The sequence below is a fragment of the Bifidobacterium sp. M0399 genome (assembly GCF_016100595.1).
GTDB lineage: Bacteria > Actinomycetota > Actinomycetes > Actinomycetales > Bifidobacteriaceae > Bombiscardovia > Bombiscardovia polysaccharolytica.
The window spans coordinates 1038287-1059164 of record NZ_JACFSD010000001.1; the positions used below are offsets into that span (position 1 = coordinate 1038287).

The 20878-nt window shown below is 60.2% G+C and carries 19 protein-coding genes; 2 read left to right on the forward strand and 17 right to left on the reverse strand.

Annotated elements, in window-relative coordinates; genetic code table 11:
- Nucleotide 1: 1 nt before the first annotated feature.
- On the forward strand, nt 2-901 hold the full coding sequence (locus tag H3V09_RS04175; protein WP_110425565.1) for a dihydrodipicolinate synthase family protein: 900 nt from the start codon (nt 2-4) through the stop codon (nt 899-901).
- An 80-nt stretch (nt 902-981) separates the two neighbouring features.
- Here H3V09_RS04175 and H3V09_RS04180 read toward each other — a convergent pair whose 3' ends face one another.
- From H3V09_RS04180 to H3V09_RS04225, 10 genes are all read right to left on the reverse strand, one after another.
- Nucleotides 982-1464, reverse strand: coding sequence for an S-ribosylhomocysteine lyase (locus tag H3V09_RS04180; protein ID WP_029678668.1), 483 nt, complete (start codon nt 1462-1464; stop codon nt 982-984).
- 78 nt (nt 1465-1542) lie between these two features.
- Nucleotides 1543-3546, reverse strand: a complete 2004-nt coding sequence (locus H3V09_RS04185) for a RecQ family ATP-dependent DNA helicase (protein ID WP_198191141.1) — start codon at nt 3544-3546, stop codon at nt 1543-1545.
- 90 nt (nt 3547-3636) lie between these two features.
- Nucleotides 3637-4464, reverse strand: coding sequence for a hypothetical protein (locus tag H3V09_RS04190; protein WP_198191040.1), 828 nt, complete (start codon nt 4462-4464; stop codon nt 3637-3639).
- 131 nt (nt 4465-4595) lie between these two features.
- A complete protein-coding gene (locus H3V09_RS04195) occupies nt 4596-5456 on the reverse strand; it encodes an ATP-binding cassette domain-containing protein (RefSeq protein ID WP_198191041.1) in 861 nt (286 codons plus the stop codon).
- Nucleotides 5453-5818, reverse strand: coding sequence for a GntR family transcriptional regulator (locus tag H3V09_RS04200; RefSeq protein ID WP_015022206.1), 366 nt, complete (start codon nt 5816-5818; stop codon nt 5453-5455). Before H3V09_RS04200 ends, H3V09_RS04195 begins: the two co-directional genes overlap by 4 nt.
- A gap of 217 nt (nt 5819-6035) precedes the next feature.
- The gene (locus H3V09_RS04205; protein ID WP_198191042.1) at nt 6036-6884 is read right to left on the reverse strand and encodes an ABC transporter ATP-binding protein; all 849 of its coding nucleotides are present in this window, start codon (nt 6882-6884) and stop codon (nt 6036-6038) included.
- Complete coding sequence (locus H3V09_RS04210; protein WP_144177628.1) at nt 6871-7665, reverse strand: ABC transporter ATP-binding protein; 795 nt, start codon at nt 7663-7665, stop codon at nt 6871-6873. The genes H3V09_RS04205 and H3V09_RS04210 overlap by 14 nt, the downstream gene beginning before the upstream one ends.
- Complete coding sequence (locus tag H3V09_RS04215; protein ID WP_232339440.1) at nt 7665-8627, reverse strand: ABC transporter permease; 963 nt, start codon at nt 8625-8627, stop codon at nt 7665-7667. The genes H3V09_RS04210 and H3V09_RS04215 overlap by 1 nt, the downstream gene beginning before the upstream one ends.
- 77 nt (nt 8628-8704) lie before the next feature.
- Complete coding sequence (locus tag H3V09_RS04220; RefSeq protein WP_198191043.1) at nt 8705-9682, reverse strand: ABC transporter permease; 978 nt, start codon at nt 9680-9682, stop codon at nt 8705-8707.
- Nucleotides 9683-9684: 2 nt separating this feature from the next.
- On the reverse strand, nt 9685-11277 hold the full coding sequence (locus H3V09_RS04225; protein WP_198191143.1) for an ABC transporter substrate-binding protein: 1593 nt from the start codon (nt 11275-11277) through the stop codon (nt 9685-9687).
- A 200-nt stretch (nt 11278-11477) separates the two neighbouring features.
- On the opposite strand from H3V09_RS04225, the gene H3V09_RS04230 reads away from it, so the two are divergent.
- Nucleotides 11478-12275 carry a type III pantothenate kinase gene (locus H3V09_RS04230; protein ID WP_198191044.1) on the forward strand — a complete coding sequence of 266 codons (798 nt, stop codon included), beginning with the start codon at nt 11478-11480 and terminating at the stop codon, nt 12273-12275.
- On the opposite strand, the gene H3V09_RS04235 is transcribed toward H3V09_RS04230, so the two are convergent.
- The 7 genes from H3V09_RS04235 to smpB form a co-directional block, all read right to left on the reverse strand.
- On the reverse strand, nt 12232-14334 hold the full coding sequence (locus H3V09_RS04235) for a beta-galactosidase (protein ID WP_198191045.1): 2103 nt from the start codon (nt 14332-14334) through the stop codon (nt 12232-12234). The genes H3V09_RS04230 and H3V09_RS04235 overlap by 44 nt on opposite strands.
- 110 nt (nt 14335-14444) lie before the next feature.
- Entirely contained in the window at nt 14445-15197 is a 753-nt protein-coding gene (locus H3V09_RS04240) for a pseudouridine synthase (RefSeq protein WP_198191046.1), read from the reverse strand.
- A 9-nt stretch (nt 15198-15206) separates the two neighbouring features.
- Nucleotides 15207-17099 (reverse strand): glutamine--fructose-6-phosphate transaminase (isomerizing), encoded by a 1893-nt coding sequence (glmS, locus tag H3V09_RS04245; RefSeq protein WP_198191144.1) that lies wholly within the window; start codon nt 17097-17099, stop codon nt 15207-15209.
- Between the two features lie 88 nt (nt 17100-17187).
- The gene (locus H3V09_RS04250; protein ID WP_198191047.1) at nt 17188-18000 is read right to left on the reverse strand and encodes an amino acid ABC transporter ATP-binding protein; all 813 of its coding nucleotides are present in this window, start codon (nt 17998-18000) and stop codon (nt 17188-17190) included.
- 16 nt (nt 18001-18016) lie between these two features.
- Entirely contained in the window at nt 18017-18994 is a 978-nt protein-coding gene (locus tag H3V09_RS04255; protein WP_198191048.1) for an amino acid ABC transporter permease, read from the reverse strand.
- Nucleotides 18995-19101: 107 nt separating this feature from the next.
- Nucleotides 19102-20040, reverse strand: coding sequence for an ABC transporter substrate-binding protein (locus H3V09_RS04260; RefSeq protein ID WP_046323203.1), 939 nt, complete (start codon nt 20038-20040; stop codon nt 19102-19104).
- 310 nt (nt 20041-20350) lie between these two features.
- On the reverse strand, nt 20351-20827 hold the full coding sequence (gene smpB / locus H3V09_RS04265; RefSeq protein WP_046323204.1) for an SsrA-binding protein SmpB: 477 nt from the start codon (nt 20825-20827) through the stop codon (nt 20351-20353).
- Nucleotides 20828-20878 lie beyond the last annotated feature (51 nt).

Consider the following 20878-nt stretch of genomic DNA (forward strand, 5'->3'; position numbering starts at 1 on the left):
CATGAGCACATTATCAGCCAAATTTGAGGGAATTTTCTGCCCGTCGATAACCGTCAGCGACGATCAAGGAGTCATCGACACCGACCTGTGGGGACGACATCTGGACCATCTGATCCGGGCTGGCATCAACGGGGTGCTCCTGTTCGGAAGCATCGGCGAGTTTTATGCCTATGATCTCCAAGAGAAGCGCTCGGCCCTGCAATTCGCCGTCGACCATATACAAGGACGCATGAAGGTATTCGTCGGAGTTGGCGATACGAATATGGACCGGGTCATGGATCTGACCAAGTTTGCCGGACAAATCGGCGCCGATGCCGTGGTGGCTGTCAGCCCCTATTATTTCGGCCCTTCGGAACCAACCGCTTATAGGTATTTCACCAGCATCGCCCATGCCTCAACTGTGCCGGTGATCCTCTACAACTTCCCTGCCCGTACAGGCAACGACTGCTCCCCGGAGCTGGTCGCAAGACTTGCCCAGGAATGCCCGAATATCGTTGGCATCAAAGACACCGTGGACACAATCAGCCACACACGTCGAGTCGTTGCGGCAGTCCGGCATGTCAGCCCTGAGTTTTCTGTGTTCTCAGGATTCGACGAATACTATATGGTCAACCGCATCTGTGGAGGCAACGGTGTTTTATCAGGCCTGACCAACGTGGAGCCGGAAACCTTCGTTGCCATGCATAAGGCCTATCAAGATGGCGATTACCAAACCGCACTAGACAAGGCCCGACGCATCAACCACTTGATGGCTATTTACGACACTGCGGATTTGTTCGTGTCGGCCATCAAGGGAGCTGTGCGACTGCAGGGTCTGCCCATCAGCACACGCATCCGCGAACCGGCTATGCAGATTGATGACGACCAGATGAAACAGATCGAGACCATACTGCGTAGTTGAGCTTTCACCTGTTGCATCGAATAGGGCCTGAGAAGAGGAACCTACCCCCTCCTCAGGCCCTATTGTTTGCCTGTCCGCGCTCAGACCAGCTTGCGCTCGTAAGGATCGGAGCTGATACCGGCAGCGACAATATCACGGCTCCACTGCTTGGCCGAGAAGAGCGAATGGTCGCGGTAGTTGCCGCAGGAGGTGATCTCGGTGCCTGGCACGTCGTCCCAGGTGGCCTTTTCGGCAATGAATTCCAGCGACTCCTTCAGAGCCTTGGCCACATCTTCGGTCGAATGACGGCCCCAGGCAAGCAGGTGGAAGCCCGTCCGGCAGCCAAAAGGCGAGCAGTCGATATAGCCAGGGATGCGCTCGCGCAGGAGCACGGCAATCGTATGCTCTATGGTGTGCAGCCCGGCAGTTGGAATGGCGTTCTGATTGGGCTGAACCAGGCGTAGATCATAGTTGGAGATGATGTCTCCCTGAGGGCCCTTCTCCTCGTCGATCAGGCGAACGTAGGGCGCCTTGACCTTGGTGTGATCCAGCTGGAAGCTCTCTACGATTGGTTTGTCAGCCATTGTTGTTTCCTTTCCTCTCGGGCGCCTAATGTGAAAGGCAGCCGCGATGAAGTCATGTATACCTCATGGTAGGCGGACCTACCTATCAGATCCGGCAGCACCTAAGACCACATTCGCTCCTTTTCCCGCCGAGAATTCGGAGATGACCCCCATGAACCGGGGCCCATATTGCTCCAGCTTGTGCTGTCCCACCCCGTTGACGGCCAAGAAGGTCGCATCATCAACTGGACGCAGACGACACATATCGCGCAGCGCCTTGTCGGAGAAGACAATGTAGGGAGGTTTACCGATCTCGCGGGCTATGCTGGTCCGCAGATCGCGCAACTTCTGGAAAAGTTCCTCGTCCTCTGGGCTGGCATCGCTTGCGCCGGCCTGCTCGAGACCGTCATCATCGACGGTCGAAGAAGACCCGCCGCCGAAGACCTTGCCTGAAGTACTCGGGCGTTCCGTCCGTTTGATCTCATAATGAAAGTCCGGACTGACCGTCTGCGCAGCCTTGGGTCCGAAATGGACCATGGGCAACCGTCCTTCGGTGATATACAGATATCCGTCCGAGGCCATCTGGTTGAGCACGTCGCGAATGCGCGCCTCCGGAATCTGGGCCAGAACGCCATAGCTGGGGCACCGATCCAGCCCTCGCCGAAGAAGGTCCTGCGAGCGCGAGCCCCGGAGAATCTGGGCGATCTTGCCGGAGCCGAACCCCTGATTCACGTCATGCACGCACCTGCTTATGGCACGGGCCACATCGCTGACATCGATGGTTTTGAAGGTACTCAGACAGTTGGAACAGTTCTGGCAGCCGGTGCTGCCGGTGTCGGGATGTCCGACTGGGACGGGTTTGCCCTTGTCGGCCTCCGCAGGCGAAAGACCCGCGGCAGCCTGGTCCACCTCCTCGCCGAAGTACCGCAGCATGTACCGGTGAAGGCAGCTGGTGGTCCGACAGTAGCCGATCATGACGTTGAGCAGACGCCGATGTTCGGCCCTGACCGCTTCAGCCTGCTCACCGGTCAGTCTGTCATTGCCATTGTCCATGTCCAGCAGGCGCCTGCGAGTGACGATATCGCTCTCGTTCCACAGCAGGGAGCATCGGGCGGGCTCACCGTCACGTCCTGCCCTGCCAGCTTCCTGGTAGTAGGCCTCGATGCTCTCGGGCATGTTGTGATGGATGACATAGCGCACGTTGGACTTGTCAATGCCCATGCCGAAGGCATTGGTGGCCACGACCACCTGCACCTTGTCGTTGACGAAGTCCCGCTGCGCTTGCTCTCTGTCCTGGGCATCCATACCAGCGTGGTAGCTGACAGCGCTTACACCAGCTTTGGTCAGATCATCGGCCAGAGCTTCGGTCTCCTTGCGGGTGGCGCAGTAGACGATGCCCGAATCGTCCCCATGCTTCAGAGCGTATTGGACCACCCAGCGATTCTTGTATCTGCTCTCCAGTTTGATCACGTCAAAGAAGAGGTTGGGCCTGTCGAATCCCGTCACCGCCACGTAGGGGTCATCCAAGCCCAGCATGTAGACGATGTCGCGCCGGACCTTCTCGGTCGCCGTAGCAGTGAAGGCTGCCACCGTGGGCCGGTTAGGCAGGGATCTTATGAAGTCCCCGATACCCAAGTAGGCAGGGCGGAAGTCCTGACCCCACTGGGATACGCAATGGGCTTCATCCACAGCAAGCAGGGAGATTCTCGTATGCTGGGCGAATTCCCTGAATCTGGGGGCATCCAGCCGCTCGGGGGCCACGTAGAGGATTTTGCTGCGTCCCTGGGCAGCCTGAGCCAGAGCCAGGGACTGCTCATCCATGTCCTGGGTGGAATTGACGAATGAGGCCTGGATGCCGGCATCCTCCAGCCCATCCACCTGGTCCTTCATCAGGGAGACCAAGGGAGAGATGACGATGGTCAAACCGTCCAGAAGGGTGGCAGGAATCTGATAGCAGATGGACTTGCCGGCACCGGTCGGCATAACACCCAAGCAATCCTGCCCGTTCAGGATGGCCTTGACCAGATCCTCCTGACCCGGGCGAAAAGACTCATATCCGAAATACCGCTTCAGCGCCTGCCCTGCATCCTGGATGTCCACCATGATTCCCCAGTCTATTGCCCCGGCAGGAGTCAAGCAGTGGGCGAACGACCATGTGGTCAATCGTCGCTGGAATTCTTAGCTATCCTGCCACTAACCCAGAATGCTGATCCCCTGGATAGCTGGTAGCTGCCGACGGCTGGTGAGCCAGTAGCTGAACAGGATGCATATGGCGGAGAAGACTAATGTGAAGACCACTTGGGGCCAGAGTAAATACACGGTGACGTATCCCCATAAGTCAACATTCATGAAGGGGCTTAAGGTCTTGTACATCCAATGGCCGCGCATAAGGTTGATCATCTGAACCGCCGTTTGCTGCCACCCCCAGAAATTCCAGCCGGAAATCGAATGCCAGAAACCAACACAGATCAACAGCCCTGCCAGCAACAGGCATCCGCCTTTTCGATCAAGACGGACGGCGAGGTCACCCAGCACCTGGCCAAGCAGAATAAAGGCTACCTGCACCATGAAGATATGCAGCGCCAGAGCCAGCCAACGGGACGGCTGCTGGTCATACGACCGGTTAAAGCATGAAACACTCCAGGGATCAAGAGTGAGCCTCCAAGGTGAGCAGCCCTGCTCGAGAAACCTTTGGTAACTTTCCGTAAAGGGCATCCATCCAATTTGGCCCAGGTTGCTGATAATGGCGACCCCAATCATAAAAGTAGCTGTCGCCAGGGCCATGACCACATTGGAGATGATCTGGGTCCAAGCGATCGTGGACCGGGTCACGGCGTTGGAGATCAGGGGCCGGAAAGTCGTCAGTGAGCAGACAAGGGCGGTGGCCATGAACACCATCTCGGTGAACAGACCGGTGAAGCCGGAGCTTAGGGGAATGAACCCCACAACTCCCAGAGCGAGGACGAGAGCCCAAATCAAAAAGACGATCAGCCTCGGCATCACCTGTACGCGCAGGGCCATCCGGGTCTGCACCGCAGGCGACAGGAAGCGCTTGATTCGGGCCCATTCTTCAGCCGGTCCCGCACCGATGTCGGGCCTGTCTGGCCCTGGCTTGGTCTTCGTCCGCACTGCCTCTGCAACTTGCATGTTATTCATTGTGTCGCACCTTCCGTAATCTGGACGAAGTAGGTCTGCAGATCCATGGGGGCGACAATAAGACCCTTGGGCTGCTCGTCAGGCACCGGCCCCTCGAAGCTGACGCGCAGCAGGTCGCCGATGCGCTGCCTGCTCAGCAGCTGCGGGTCGCCCTGGGCAAGGTATCCCTCTACATCACGCGGACGTCCAGTGACAGTGGTCCCCAGGACTGACAGATCATCCACGCTGATAGATCGCAGGACCCGCCCCTGGTGGATGATCGTAGCGCGGGAGATGAGCTGGCTGACCTCGTTGATGATATGTGTAGCGATGATCATGGTCGGTCCACGGCGCTGATAGGCCTCCAGAAGGAAGGAGTAGATCCTCTCCCTGGCCGCCGCATCCATTCCTGTCGTCGGTTCATCCAGAATGAGGTATTCCACAGGCAGGCAGAGTCCGATGATGTCCTTGACCACCTGACGCTGCCCTGTGGAAAGGGAGGCAAAAGTGTCAGTCAGCCTCAATGCGAAGCTCTTAAGAATACTCTCAGCCAAGTGCCAGTCGAAATCACCGTAAAACCCCTCGGCCATGGCAAATGCCTGCCTAATGTGCCGTCGGGATGGATAGGGCCAGGTTTCGTTGACCAAGGCCACGCGGCGAATGATTCTTGAGTCGCTGACCAGATCGCTTCCATCCAGGTGAATCAGCCCCTGGTCCGGAAGTGCCCTGCCCGTCATCAGGTTGCACAGGGTGGACTTGCCGGCCCCGTTCCGCCCGAAGAGTCCGTATATATTGCCGGGCTCAAAGCAGAGCGAGATCTCATCCAGGGCCTTTAGCTTTCCGTACGATTTGTCCACCTTGGAAACTGTCAGACTCATTGGTAGACCCTTTCTATGATGGCGTCCAGGTCCTCACGGGATACGTCCAGAGACTTGGCTTCCTCGACCAGATCCTGAAACCTTCCGTTCAGGAGTTCACTCCTGCGACGCTCACGAACGCTTCGGCCCGCACCGGCAGTGACAAACATGCCCAGCCCCCGCCGTTTCTCCAGAAGACCCCGGTCGACCAGCAGGTTCATCCCCTTGAGGACGGTTGCCGGGTTGATCTGGTAAGCGGTCGAGATTTCCGTGGTGCTGGGAATCCTTTCACCGTCGGCGACCAAACCCTCGGCTATGGCTTCGGCCAACCTGTCCGCCACCTTCACGAAAACGGGCCGACCATCCGGTATTTCGATCGCCATCGTTTGACCGCCTTGTCTGCCTTGAATCAGGGCGTCGAGTTAGGACCTTTACTACTGTTTATTACTTAGTTACTTAAGTAACTAACTAACAGTCTACAATTTGCTTTCCCAACCGTCAAATCATATGCAGCCGTAATCCGTCGGTTGGCTCTGCACGGCTCATCCCACTGCTTTCACCCGATTCCGCTTGGGCAGGATGCCGCACGGGCTCCGGTACCTAGAGGGTTGCAGCTGCCAGTAGCTGACGGGTATAGGGCTGATTTGGGTGATCGAGGATGGTCCTCACAGGCCCCTCCTCCACCACCTTCCCCTGGCTGAGCACCATGACCCTGTCCGCGATGTGCTGGACCACACCCAAATCATGGGAGATGATGATCATGGACATGCCACTTGACGAATCGCTTTGCTGTCTTGACTGGGCCATGATGGATTGAAGGGTATGGAGAATCCCCACGCGTGCTGAGACGTCGATGGCGCTCATAGGCTCATCGGCCAAGAGTATCCGAGGCCTGACGACCAGGGCCCGGGCTATGGCCGCCCGCTGGGCCTGGCCGCCTGATAGATCGGAGGGATAAGCCGTCATGATCCTGTCCGGATCAAGTTGAACCTCTGACAACGCCTCGGCCACCTGATCAGCGAGGTCTCGCTCCTTCTGATATCGATACCATATGCGCCCACTCTCCCTGCGCTTGACAGCCAAAAGAGGCTCGGCGACCGACCGGCCGATGGTCCACCGAGGGTCCAAGGAGGCAAAAGGGTTCTGGAAGACCAGAGCAGAGTCCCGGGCAAGCGCCTTGGCGGCCGGGGAACCATGCAGAACTGGCCTGCCCTGATATGTCACCTGTCCGGCATCAGGCCTCAACTGACCCAAAAGCAGACGGGAAAGTGTGGTTTTCCCAGAACCTGACTCCCCTATAATCGCCAAGCACTCCCCCGGTTGGAGGGAGACATCGATTCCGTCAACCGCAGCCTTTCGAGCCATGCCGCTGCCGTTGGAGGCATAGACCTTGATCAGGCCCTTCCCGGTCAGGATCGGATCGGCATGCGCATCGTCAGTCGTCCTCATGCTTGCCTCCATCTGCGCTCAGCGTCAACTCCTTGGCCGCTGTCACCAAAGTCCTGCCCTGTGGACTGGATGGATTGCGCAGAATGCTCTGCGTTTGTCCGCTTTCCACCACTCGGCCCGCGTCAAGGATGTAACAGTAATCAGCAACCCGGGCCAGGACGGAGAAATCATGGGTGATGAACAGCAGGGAGGCCCCACTCTGATCAACCAGCGAGACCAGCAGGTCCACAATCTGCCGCTGGGTGATGGCATCCAGGGCCGTGGTCGGCTCGTCCGCAAGGATCAGTCTGGGCTTGGTGACCAGGGCTGTGGCTATGGCCGCCCGCTGCTGTTGACCCCCGGACAGCTCATGTGGATAGGAGCCGGCCAGTTCCGCATCCAACCCGACCTGGGACAATATCTCCATGACTCGTCTGCGCCTTTCCTGGGCGCTCAGACGGTAGTGGCGACGGAGAGGCAGCTCGACCTGACTGTAAATTTTCTTGACCGGGTTCAGGGCCGTAGAAGGATTCTGAAAGATCATGCCCATCCGGGAACCGCGAAGGTCCGCCAGGGACCGGTCATCCGAACCGAGAATCTGAAACCCGTCCACCAGAATGGATCCCGACAGGGAGGCCGTCAGCGGTGCGGTGCCCAGAACGCTGCGGGCTATCATCGACTTTCCGGAGCCAGAGGAGCCGATCAGGCCGACCCTTTGGCCGTCTGCCACCTTGAGGTCCACCTGGTCAAGAATGGTGCGTCCATTGATGGACAGGCTCAGGCCGTCAATACTCAGGGACATCATCGACCTCCCTCGCCTGCATGGATTGCATTCTCGACATGACGACCGGAGTCATCTAATTGTGCAGACATCTCCTGGCGCTCCGCAGACGGGAGAGCGGATCGTCCAGCGGCAGCCACGGCTGCTCTGAGAGTGGGGTTGGTAACCGGATCGATGGCATCACGCAGGGCATCACCGAACAGGTTCAGCGCCACCACAACCATGGTGACCACCAAGCCGGGCCAGAGCACGGTCAACGGAAAGACGTTGATGAACTTGACCGAGGTAGTCAGCGAATGACCCCAGGAGGGCAGGCCAGAGGGAACGCCCACCCCCAGGTAGGTCAACCCTGCCTCAGCCAGAACGGAGGTACCCGCCGACATGGAAAGCTGCACGCACAGGACAGGAACGACATTGGGCACCAGGTGGGTGCAGAATATTCTGAAGGACCCGACCCCGCTGTGCCGGGCGGATTGCACGTAGTCCGACTCTTCCGCCAGGAGCGCCTGGGGCCGTACAATCCGGGCCAGGTTGAGTCCGTAGCCGAACCCGCAGGCTACGACGACCACGGCAATGCTGGGACCCAGGGGGACGGCCAGGATCAGGGCCAGCAGAACTGTGGGCAGGGAAATCAGAGCGTCGACCAGGACTACGACCGTCTGCGATACTCCTGAACGGCGCGAGACCATAGCCATGACCAGAAGGAGTCCCAATACGCCTGACAGGACGACCGCCAGAAGACTGATGACGAGGTTGGTGGCTGACCCGGCCATCAGCCAGGAGAGAATGTCTGCCCCGGTGCCGTCCGTACCCAGAAGGTGGGCGCGGCTGGGGGCCTGCCAGATCCGATAACCATCGGTGTTCCAGATAGGGACCGGGGTCCGGAACCTGGAGACCAGGGAGACCAGAATCCAAATGGCCAGAACGATCAGGGAGTATCGCCCCGAGGCCTTGCGCCACATGCTGACCAGCACCACCCGCATCCGTTCGAAAAATCCCAGCCGGCCGGGGAAGGCTGCTTTCAATCCCAAACGAGGCCTGTCTGCATGCTCCCAGCTCATCAGTCAGCCACCTCCTGTCTGGCCGCACCTCGAAAACGCGGATCGATCAGCCTATGGATAACGTCCACCAGCAGTCCCAGGGAGAGGAAGAAGGCCGCCAGAAGAAGCAGCTCGGACTGAACAGCCGGAAGATCCCGGTTGCCCACATCGGTGATCAGCATGGAGCCCAGTCCCGGTAGGGCGAACAGGTTCTCGCTGACCATGACCCCGGTGATCATCTCGGCCATGGTCAGCCCGACCACCGAGACCAACTGGGGGGAGGACAGCCGCAGACCGATGCACAGGGCGGCCTGGGTTCGGGTCATCCCGCAGGCCATACCCATGTCCACATACCCCGATGAAAGCATGTCGCCCAACAACGAGCGGGTGTATCGCATGATGCCGGCGCCTACGATGATACCGGTGGATAGAGCAGGCAGAATTAAGGCCGCCAGAGCCTGCCCCGGCTGGGCCCAGCCGGGAGCAGGAAAGCCCTGGGAGGGCAGCAGACCGATCAGACCGCTGCCTTTGGCAAAGAGCATGATCAGCAGCAGTCCTGACCAGAGGGCCGGTACGGATCCGCCCACGATGGCTGCCATGTGGCTGAAGGACTGCATCCGTGGCGAGCGCGCCAGAGCCGCCGCACAGCCCAGGGGAATGCCCAGCAGCAGAGCCACACACAGGCCTAAAAGAATCAGCGGGAAGGTGATCTGGGCCCGGATGCCCACCTGGGAGGCGATGGAACGGTTGGTCAGAATGGACCTGCCCAGGTCCCCTTTCAGAAAGTCGCTGATCCAATCCAGATACTGCCTTGGGTAGGAGCGGTCCAGACCCATCTGCCGACGCAGCCGGTCGGCACGCTCGGGCGGGGCATCCAGTCCGGCCATGACGGCGGCCACATCCCCGGGCAGAATGCGCAGGGCCAGGAAGATCAGCAGGGAGATGCCCATCAACGCCAAAACGAAGAGCACCAGACGCCGCATCAGGAATCTGACCATGGTCATCCCCGCCTATAAGTCACGTCGGACAGGGGCATGAGGGACTGGTTCAGATCGACCGGGAAGCCCTCCAACCCTGTCCGCCAGGCCGTGGTCACCCGGTAGTTGAAGAGCCAGTCCGCCGCCGCATCGCTGCTGACGATCCGGGCAGCCTGGGCCAGGAGCTTGTCGGAGTCATCGGTGGAGGTCGTGGCCATGGCCTTCTGGTAAAGCTCTTGGACCTGACGATTGTCATAGTTGTAGTAGTAGCCAGGATTGGCCCACTGATGGAAGTCGTGGCTCTCGCCATGATCCACCAGAGACAGGTCATAGTCCTTGTTGGCATGTACGTCCTGCAGCCATACCGAAAACTCCACCACCCTCACATCCAGGTCGATGCCCACCTGGCGCAGCTGCGAGCGCAGCTGATCACCCAACTCGCTGCCGTAGGTGTTGGCGTAGGTCAACCGCAGCCTGAGACGGTGGTCGGGACCATACCCGGCCTGGGCCAGGAGCCCCCTCGCCCGCTCCGGATCGTGGGGGTAGAGACCGGTCAAATCCTGATAGCCGGGATCCAGAGAGGGTATGGGTCCGCCTAAGGCCCTGTCCGATCCGCCTCGGGAGGCAATCAGCTGCCGATGGTCAATGGCATGGCGGATGGCCTGACGTACCCGCGGGTCGGATGTAGCGGCACCCTTGCCATTCATGGCTAGGACGTACTTGTCGGTGTCGTCGCCCGCCTTGACCTGGAAGTCGGGGCTGTTGCGGAATGGGCTGGCCAGGTTCTCGGTGACAGGAGCCAGCACCTGCACATCCCCGCTGCGCAGGGCGTTGACGGCGGCGTTGTCGTCATTGAGGTAGCGGATGACGATGGTTGGCGTCTTAGGCTTGTCGCTGCCCCAATAGTGAGGATCGGCCTTGAGCGTGACCGAATCGTTTGGTCGGAAGCTTTCCAGCAGGTATGGGCCGGATCCCACGGCCTGGGTCTTCATGTCATAATCGGCCCGCCGGTCAAAGACCAGACCAGCCCGGCCGCTCAGCTGCCAGAGCAGATCCTGGTATGGTCTGGACAGCGCCAGGCGCACCGTCAGCGGATCTGTGGCCTGAACGCCCTGGAAGCCCTCCAGCATCTCGCTGCCCTGATAATGGCCTGCCATGAGCCCACGAATGGAGTCGACCACGTCCTGCGCCTGAAGAGCATGGCCGTTGGAGAAGCGGATGCCCTCATGCAGGTGGAAGGTGTAGACCAGGCCGTCCTCGGAGACATTCCAGCTCCTGGCCAGCCCCGGACGCACCCGATTCCGGGAATCCCGCGACACCAGGCCCTGATAGACGTTGCCGATCAAAAGCTGATCCAACGCCGTGCCTGACTGGTTGCGAATGTCCAGATTGGTGGGAGCCAGCTTGAGCCCCACCGTGACTGTATCGGCCACAGTCCCGCCTCCAGCCTGACCGGAGGCTCCACGATGCCCGGTCCACAGGGAGAGAGCCAAGGCCAAGGCCAACAGGAGACTGAGCAGCTTCCAGGGCAAGGTGTTGCCGCCCGACCTCATGGGCCTGATCCTGGCATTGAGTTCGGGGTCAGTGCTGGGGCCTGGCTCCTGGGCCGTATCCATATCTGCTGCGGTCACGCTGCCATGGGCATGCGTGCCGTGTCGATCTGCATTCATTGACGAATCCTTATGCTGCGGTTGACCGCCATTTTTGGTCGATCACCGCCCACCAGCATACTCCCCGAAGCCATCACCCCGGCTTATGCGCTTAGGATGGATTCGGAAAGCGTCATGCGCCCGGACGACGGCAGGGAGGAAGAGACATGCTGCTGGCCATCGACATCGGCAACACCAACATCGAGGTCGGATTCATGGAGGGCGACCAGGTCGCCGCCTCCTACAGGCTGACCACAAGAATCGACCACACGGCCGACGAGTTCGGGCTTCTGCTGGGGCAGCTCATGGCCTTGGCCGGCTACAAGACTGCGGATGTTCAGGATGTCATCATCTCCTCGGTGGCTCCTGCGGTCATGCATGCCGTCAGGTCCTGCCTAATCCGTTTCTTTTCCATCGACCCCATGGTGGTAGGCCCCGGCGTGAAGACAGGCATGAACATCCGTTTGGACGACCCGCGTTCCCTGGGCGCCGACTGCTTGGCCGACTGCGTAGGCGCATTCAACCGTTACGGAGGGCCGGTTTTGGTCATCGATTTCGGCACAGCCACAACATTCAACTATGTGGATGACAAGGGCGCCATTCGCTCAGGCCTGATCGTGCCTGGCATCCGCTCGGGGGCCCAGGCCCTTGCCGGTCAGACCGCCCAGCTGCCCCAGGTGGAGATCACCCGCCCTCAGACCATCATGGCGACGGGCACCAGGACCGCCATGCAGGCCGGACTCTACTACAACTTCCTCGGCGGCTTGGAGCGAATCATCCGCCAATACCGTAGCGAGATAGGGCGGGACTTTCACGTGGTGGCCACGGGCGGCATGGGCCGTACATTCTCACAGGACACTGACCTGATCGAGGTCTACGATCCCGAGCTGATATTCGCCGGCATGTACAGGATTCACCAGCTCAATGCCGATGGCCGACCACACGCTGCACCAAAGCGCCATTGACCTGCAGACTGGCCTGCTGGCCATCCCCGTCGATGCTGGCCAGTGAGCCCACCAGAACCTGGCCCTCCAGCTGAACCTGCACCGGATGCCTGGTCCGGTTGAACAGAAAGACGAAGCGCGTCCGATCATCCTGGCTGACTCGCTCAACTCTCAACAGATCGGAATCGCCCTGGGCCGACCTCATTTCGGCGACATCCAGGGCCTCCAGCAGGGCAGGAATAACCTTGGCCAGACCTTGGGCATCCATACGGCAACCCAGGTAGGCGGCCTTGCCATGACCCCAGTTATGAACGGTCATGGCCGGCATGCCGTCCATCCCCGTCCAAGGATCCGCCCGGTAGCTTGCCAGGACCTTGGTACCCTTGTCCAGGTAACCGATGACATCGGCCCAGTCGTGGGCCGTAACCCCGTTGGTCAGGTCCAGATGGTCCAAGAGACCAGGCGTGCCGGGAGCCATGGGTGCGAACTCCTCAACCGACAGACCCAGCAGGTCCCGAAGGGGCCCCGGATACCCGCCGGTCCAAACGCGGTCCTGCTCGTCGGCGATACCGCTGCCCCAGGTGACGATCAGCCGCCCTCCACTGTGTACATACTTGTGCAACCGCTTGGAGAGATCGGCATCAATCAGGTAGAGGGCCGGCAGGACCACAAGCGGATACTCCTCCCAGGTAGCCCTGACGGGCAGGACATCAGGCCGGATGGCGTTGTCCAGAAAGGCCCGGTACCAGACCGGCGGCTCCTGGCCATGCCCGACCCTGTCGCTGGGTGAGGCTGTATGAGAGCTGGCCCACTGGCTTGCATAGTCGAAGACCAGAGCCACCGGAGCATTGGCCAGCGTGCTGCCGGCCAGACCAGCCTGCGAGAGCCCCTGCAGGTCCCCTCCCAGCTGACAGACATCCCGGAAGACCGCCGTGTCCTCACCAGCATGAGGCAGCATGGCCGAGTGGAACTTTTCCGCGCCAGCCCGGGACTGCCTCCACTGGAAGTAACAGATGGCATCAGCACCGAACGCCAGATGAGCCAGGGAATCACGCTCCAGCTGTCCAGGCTCCTTGCGGGGGTTGACCGGCCGCCAGTTGACCGCCGATGTGGACTGCTCCATAAGCCACCAGGGACGCCGACGGGCAATCGCATCCACCAGGCTGGAAGAATAGGCCAGCTCCTCCAGATGATCCCTGCCCGGCATCGCATAGTGGTCATTGGCCACAAAGTCCACCTGGTCGCCCCAGTCGTCGTAGTCCAGGGTGAATCCGCCGGCGCTGACCATGAAGTTGGTGGTCAAAGGTATATCCGGGGTGATCTCAGCCAGGGTGTCACGCTCGGCCATATAAAAATCCTTGAGGGCATCGGAGCTGAACCGCTCAAAGTCCAGCATGCGTCCCGGATTCTGGAAATTCCCCTTGCCGATGAAACGCGGTGGCAGAATCTGCGAAAAATCACTCAGCCTCTGCGACCAGAAATCCGTCCCCCAGGCTTGGTTGACGGCGTCGATATCCTTGTAGCGGCGACGGCACCACCGCTGGAAGGCCCTCATGGCATCGTCGGAATAGTCGAAGCGATTGTGGCAGCCATATTCGTTGCCCACATGCCAGGCCACCAAATAGGGGTTGTCCCGGTAGTGCTCGGCCATGGCCCGGCAGAGCTTCAAAGCGTAGGAGCGGAAGATCGGCGAGGTGGGCCGCCAGTGCTGGCGGGCACCGGGCCAAACCGTGTCGCCACGCTCGTCCCTGAGCAGGACTTCGGGATGGGCCTGGGTCAGCCAGAGCGGCGGCGAGGCCGTGGCCGAGGCCAGGTTGACCCCGATGCCCGCCCGACCGAGCTTGTCGATGATCCGGTCCAACCAATCGAAGTCGAAAACACCCTCGCTGGGCTCAATGCGCGACCAAGAGAAGACCGCCAGGGCCACCACGTTGACCCCTGCCTTGGTCATCAGCCTGATGTCCTCATCCCAAACATCCTCGGGCCACTGGTCGGGGTTGTAATCACAGCCGTACCAGAGGGACTGCTGACCCTTGAGATGCTTGGGCCATCGATAGGCCCGCCGTGTCGGTTTGCTCATGGGTAGAACCTCCTGGTCCGTCTCAATTTTCGGACGGGGATGCCTGCCGCGTCCACGTCGTCCCACGGCTCCGGGATCCCCAGACCATTATGTCCCACCAGGCTGACTGTTCAGGCCTCTCCCTGAGGTTCCAAGGGAACGGAGGAGGTGAAGATGCGCTCAACCCCGGTGAACGGGTCGGTGAACTCCAGGCGACGAGCCACCAATTGCAGTGGCCGGGAGAAGTCGTCATAGGCCCGGGTCTGAATTCTGGGGTAAAGATCGTCACCCACTATGGGCAGGCCCAGAGCGTTCATGTGCACGCGAAGCTGATGGGTCTTACCTGTCTGCGGGTAGAGCGTGTAGGTGGCAAGACATCCCTGGCCCGCTGTCAGCTCGACCCTGGTAATGGCATTGACAGGTCCGCGTTCCTCCCAGGCCTGGAGAATCCCTCGGCGTTTGATCACCCTGGAGCGGCGCTCTAGCGGGAAGACCCTGGGCGGATCCAGGTGTTGCACTGTACCGGTCCGCGGATGAAGTATGGGTCGTACCGGCGCCAGGCACTGGTAGACCTTGCGCACGCGATGCTCCTGGAAGAGCATCTGATAGGCCCGTCTGGCAGCCGGGTCGCGCACCAGGACCAGCACACCTGCGGTGGCTCTGTCCAGCCTGTGGGCAGGTATGATGTCGGGCTCCCCGTACTGCTGGCGCATTCGAATAAGCACGGTACCCTCGTACCACATCCCCCTAGGCATGGTAGCTAGGAAGTGGGGCTTGTCGACCACAATGATGCGGCGATCCTCGTAGATGACTTTAGGCTCAAAAGGGATCTGCGGCTCCTCCAGAACGATCCGATGCCCCCACTCCTCGGACCCGACGACCATGGACAACCTCTATTCCACAGTGACCGACTTGGCCAGGTTGCGGGGCTTGTCCACATCCAGGCCCTTGAGCCGGGCCATGTCCAGAGCGAACAGCTGCAGGGGAACCACATCCACCAGAGGGCTGAGCAGGGTCGGGCATGGCGGACGCCAAAAGACCACATCAGCATAGCGGTCGGCATCCGGATCGCCCTCCTCGGCTACGACGATGGTGAAGGCACCGCGTGCCTTGACCTCCTCGATGGCCGAGATAACCTTGTCGTGCAGCACATTGCGGCCCCGGGCGCTGGGGACGATGACCACCACAGGCTCCCCCGGCTCCACCAGGGCGATGGGCCCGTGCTTGAGCTCGCCGGCGGCGAACCCCTCGGTAAAGATGTAGGCGATCTCTTTGAGCTTGAGCGCCCCCTCCAGGGCTACCGGATAACCCACATGCCGCCCCAGGAAAAGGAAGGAACGGGCCTTGGACATGCGCTGGGCCGTCTGATTGATGACATCGGCCTGACTGTCCAGCACTTTCTGGATTTTGGCAGGCATGGCCTTGAGATTGTCGATGGTCTGGTGAATCTCGTCTCGATACATGGTTCCCTTGACCTGGGCCAGGTAGAGCCCCAGCAGGTAGGCCGCCACAATCTGAGCCAGGAAAGCCTTGGTGGAAGCCACAGCCACCTCAGGACCGGCGTGCGTGTAAAGCACAGCATCGGACTCCCTGGGGATGGTGGACCCCTGTGTGTTGCAGATGGCCAGAACCCGGGAGCCCTGCTCGCGTGCATGCCGAAGCGCCATCAGCGTGTCCATGGTCTCCCCGGACTGGGAAATGGCCACGACCAAGGTGCGCGGGGTCAGAATGGGATCACGGTAGCGGAACTCATGGGCCAGTTCGACCTCCACCGGAATACGTACCCAGTGCTCGATGGCGTACTTGGCCACCAGCCCTGCGTAGGAGGCCGTTCCACAGGCTACAACTATGATCTTGTCGATCTGGCGGAAGACATCCTCGTCGATGTGGACCTCGTCCAGGTCCAGGTCGCCCGACTCGTCGTACCGGCCCAGCAGTGTGTTGGAAACCGCCGCCGGATCCTCGTGGATCTCCTTGTCCATGAAGGAGTCCCACCCGCCCTTTTCGGCAGCCGAGGCATCCCAGTCGATGGTATAGCGGCGGGGATGCTCCACCGGATGCCCTTGGAAGTCGGTGACCAAGACCTGGTCCGCGCTGATGCAGACGGCCTGATCCTGCCCCAGCTCCATGGCCTGGCGGGTATATGCCACGAAGGCAGCGACATCGGAGCCCAGGTAGTTCTCTCCGTCCCCAAGGCCGACCACCAGCGGTGAATCGTGTCGGATGCCCACCACCAGATCAGGCTGACGTGAATCCACAGCCAGGATGGTGAAAGCCCCTTTGAGCATGCGGGCCAGCCGCCTGATGGCCTCGAAGATGTCGGGCCGGCCAGTGGCATCGATAATCTCCTGGGCGATCTTGCCCAGAAGCTTGGCAGCCACCTCGGTGTCCGTGGAGGATACGAAAGTATAACCTTCGGTCTCCAGGTCCAGCCGCAGCCTGGAGGCGTTCTCGATGATCCCGTTGTGGATCAGCGCGACCTTGCCGTCACGGCTGATGTGGGGATGGGCGTTGACGTCAGTGGGTTCGCCATTGGTGGCCCAACGGGTGTGGCCGATGCCCACAGTGGCCTCGGGCATGGGCTTGGCCTTCAGATCTGCAACCAGATTGCCCAGGCGCCCGGCCTTCTTGCGCACGGCCACCCGCGCCATCCCAGGGGCAGCCAGGGCCACTCCAGCCGAGTCATAACCACGGTACTCCAAGCGTTCCAGACCCTTGAGGCAGACCTCCAAGGGCCTGCCACAGGCCGTCCGTACTGATCCAGCATAACCGACGATTCCGCACATGGGCCCCAGTCTAACCATGGGAGCTCGGCCGCCGACCATCCAGAAGGCTTCTTGCCGGAATTTCTACAACCTGAACAATGGCCTGCTCCTAGAGCACGGTATGCAGGAACTCAGTGAACCTCTCGGTGCGAGGATGGTCGATGATGTCAGGGCCTCCCTGCTCCACCACGACACCCTGGTCCATGAAAACGATCTGCTCGGCCACCTCGCGGGCGAAGCCCATCTCATGGGTGACCACCACCATGGTCATACCCTGTTGAGCAACCTGCCGCATGACCCCTAGAACCTCCCCCACCAGCTCTGGATCCAGGGCTGAGGTGGGCTCGTCAAAGAGCATGATGTCAGGGTGCATGGCCAAGGCTCGTGCGATGGCCACACGCTGCTGCTGGCCGCCGGAGAGCTGAGCGGGATAGTAGTCCATCCTGTCCTCGAGCCCTACACGTTCCAGCTGGGCCTGAGCCTCCTTGCGGGCATCGGTCTTGGGAACCCTACCCACATGGACCGGCGCCTCCATGACGTTCTCCAAGGCAGTCATGTGGGGGAAGAGGTTGAAACGCTGGAAGACCATGCCGATCTTGGAGCGCTGCCTGGCAATGGCCTTATCATCCAGGGTCTGCAGCACGGGACCCTTGCCGGTGTCGACCTTCCGGTAACCGGTCAGTTCGCCGTCCACGTAGATTTCGCCGGCTGTACGGGTCTCCAACTGGTTGATCAGCCGCAACAACGTTGACTTGCCTGAGCCGGAAGGTCCTAGAACAGCCGTTACCGTGCCGGGCATGACCTCCAGGTTGATTCCCCGCAGCACATGCTGATCGCCGAATACCTTGTGCACATTCCTGATGACAATGGCCGGACCCTTACCGCCTTGACCGTCTTTCCTGGTCAGCCTGTCCTCGTCCATGATTCTCCTTCTGCCCTCAGGCGTTCAGTCCGGCCATCATGACCTTGTTGACTTTGTCGGTCTCCTGACGGGTCTGCGGGTCACCGCCATCCTTGTTGCCGTCCTTGGCCTCTGACCCAGCCAGGGGACGCGAGTCGAAACCCTTGCCGAAGTGTTTCTCCAGCTGAGCCTGGATGACCATCAGAACGGAGGTGATGACCAGGTACCAGATGCAGGCCACAATCAGCAGCGGGATGGTCTTGTAGATGCGGTTGGCGATGGCGTTGGTGGCGAACTGGAGCTCCAGGGTGAAGGGCACGGCAAGAGCCAAGGATGTGGTCTTAAGCATGCCGATGGTCTCATTGCCGGTAGGCGGCACAATGATGCGCATGGCCTGGGGCAGGACGATTCGCCGCATGATCATGGACGGAGGCATGCCCAGAGCCTTGGCGGCCTCCTCCTGGCCGGGATCCACAGCCTCGATGCCGGCACGGACGATTTCGGAAAGATAGGCGGCCTCGTTCAGTCCCAAGCCCAGAACCGTAGCCACGGTGGCGTTCAGCACGGTCTTGGTGTCGATGCTCCAGAATTCAGGCCCGAAGGGGATGCCGATGGCCAGCTTAGGAATCAACACGGAAAGCAGGCCCCAGAAGACCAGCTGGGTGTACACAGGAGTGCCACGGAAGAACCAGATGAAGAACCAGCTGACCCAGCGCAGCACCGGATTGGATGACTTGCGCATGACCGCCAGGATGATGGCCAGGATTGTAGCCAGGACCATGGCGTAGACGGTCAGCAGAAGGGTCCACTTGATGCCGTCAAGGACGTGCTCGTTGAAAAGATACTTCCAGACCGTGGGCCAATCAAAATTGGGATTGGTCACCATGCCGTGGATCAGCATGGCCACGAAAATGGCTACGATGACCGCAGCCACGATAGGCCCTGGCTTGCGCACCGGCCTGGCATGTATTCTCCCGGGGATCTGAATCTGGTCCGTCCCCTTCTTGGTATGCATCTCCTGCTTCCTTCCGCACCGCTGAACTTATTTCGGCTTAGCCCATTGGCTGAATCACCTGCTTAGGCGCGGGTCGCCCGATGTGACGACCCGCGCCTGGCCTTGCCTTAATCAGAGACCGCAGGGTTGATCTCAGCCTTTTCGACCGCGCCGCTCTGAACGCCCCAGTTCTTGAGGATCTTGGTGTAGACGCCGTCGTCGATCAGCTTCTGAAGAGCCGCCTGGGTGGCCTCGGCCATGCCGCTGCCCTTCTTCAGTGCGGCGCCTTGAAGGACGATGTCGGTATCCTTGCCCAGCTTCTCCAGCTGTCCATCGGTCTGCTTGATGGCATACCCGGTCACCTGGGAGTCGGCGTAGAAAACGTCGATCTTGCCGTTGACCACTGCCGTGGCGGCATCAGTCTGCTGCTTGTAAGACTGAACATCCACCGGCTTCTTGCCCTTGGCCTTGCACTCGGCCGAGATCTTGTCGGCAGCCTGCTGCTCTTCGATGGTCCCAGTCTGTACTCCGACCTTGACACCGCAGATGTCGTCGGGATTGATCTTTGAGGGGTTGCCCTTCTTGACAGCAAAGGCCGTACCCGCCTTGAAAGTGGTGACGAAGTCAACCGACTGCATCCGCTCCTTGGTGATGGTGAAGCTGGAGATGCCAGCATCATACTTGCTGCCGATGGCTGGGATGATGGTATCGAAGGAGGCGCTGACCATCTCCCCCTTGAGCCCCATGACCTTGGCAATGGCGTTCGATAGGTCCACGTCATAGCCAATGGGGGTCTTTCCGTCCTCATTCATGAACTCGCCAGGCGCATATGAGGTCTCCATGCCCACAGTCAGCTTACCGTCCTTGGAAACCGACTCAGGCACCTTGGCCGCAATGGCAGGATCCTTCTTGATGCCGCTGACGTCAAAAGCCGCTGGATGTGAGCTTGTGGTGGCCTTGCCCGATGCACTACTGGTGTCCGCCTCGTCGGTGGTTCCGCAGGCCCCGATGGAGGCCAGCAGGGTGACACTCAGAGCCGCCGCCAACACCGCCTTGATCTTGCCCATGTCTTCTCCTCTTTCCGGACCGCCCCGAAGCGACCCCTCATTGCCCTTGATTGACATGCACTATTATGCACACATTTGTATTTTTATGCATACAGATGAAGACTTGCTCCGTCTTTGCAAACTACATACTCTGATGTTTTGGCTCTGTAACAAGCCAAAGGCGCCATCGAGGGCTGCTTATCGACATCGGCCCCGGGCGTGTCGGATCTGCATAGAACGGGAAGCTCTCAGCAGACGACTGTCGGTTGTTATGAGACCGGGAAAATTCAGTAGATTTATCTGAAAATCAAGAAGAGACTAAACCTGAAGCTCAGCCTCGCCGGTTGCGGTAGCGCATGGCTCGTTGAGCCTCGCGTCGGTCCTGCTCCTCCCGCAGAGACTGGCGCTTGTCATACTCGCGCTTGCCTCGTGCCACGGCGATCTCCACCTTGACTCTGCCATCCTTGAAGTACATGCTCAAGGGGACGATCGTGTAGCCCTTGGCCTGAATCTGTCGCTCCAGGCGAAAGATCTGCTTGGCGTGGAGGAGCAGCTTGCGTTTGCGCTTGGGGGCGTGGTTGTTCCAGGTGCCATTGAGGTATTCAGGGATATTGGCGTTCTCCAACCAGACCTCGTGCCGCCTGTCAATGCTGACGAAAGACTCGGCCAAGGAGGCACGCCCCTCGCGCAGGGACTTGACCTCAGTCCCGGTCAGCGCGATGCCGGCCTCGTACCGGTCCTCGATCTGGTAGTCATGACGGGCCCTGCGGTTCTGGGCGATCATGGATGTACCGGTTTCCTTAGCCATAATATCCTCCTCTTGATCGCGCCAAGGAGGCTACCTGGCACTCCGGACAGC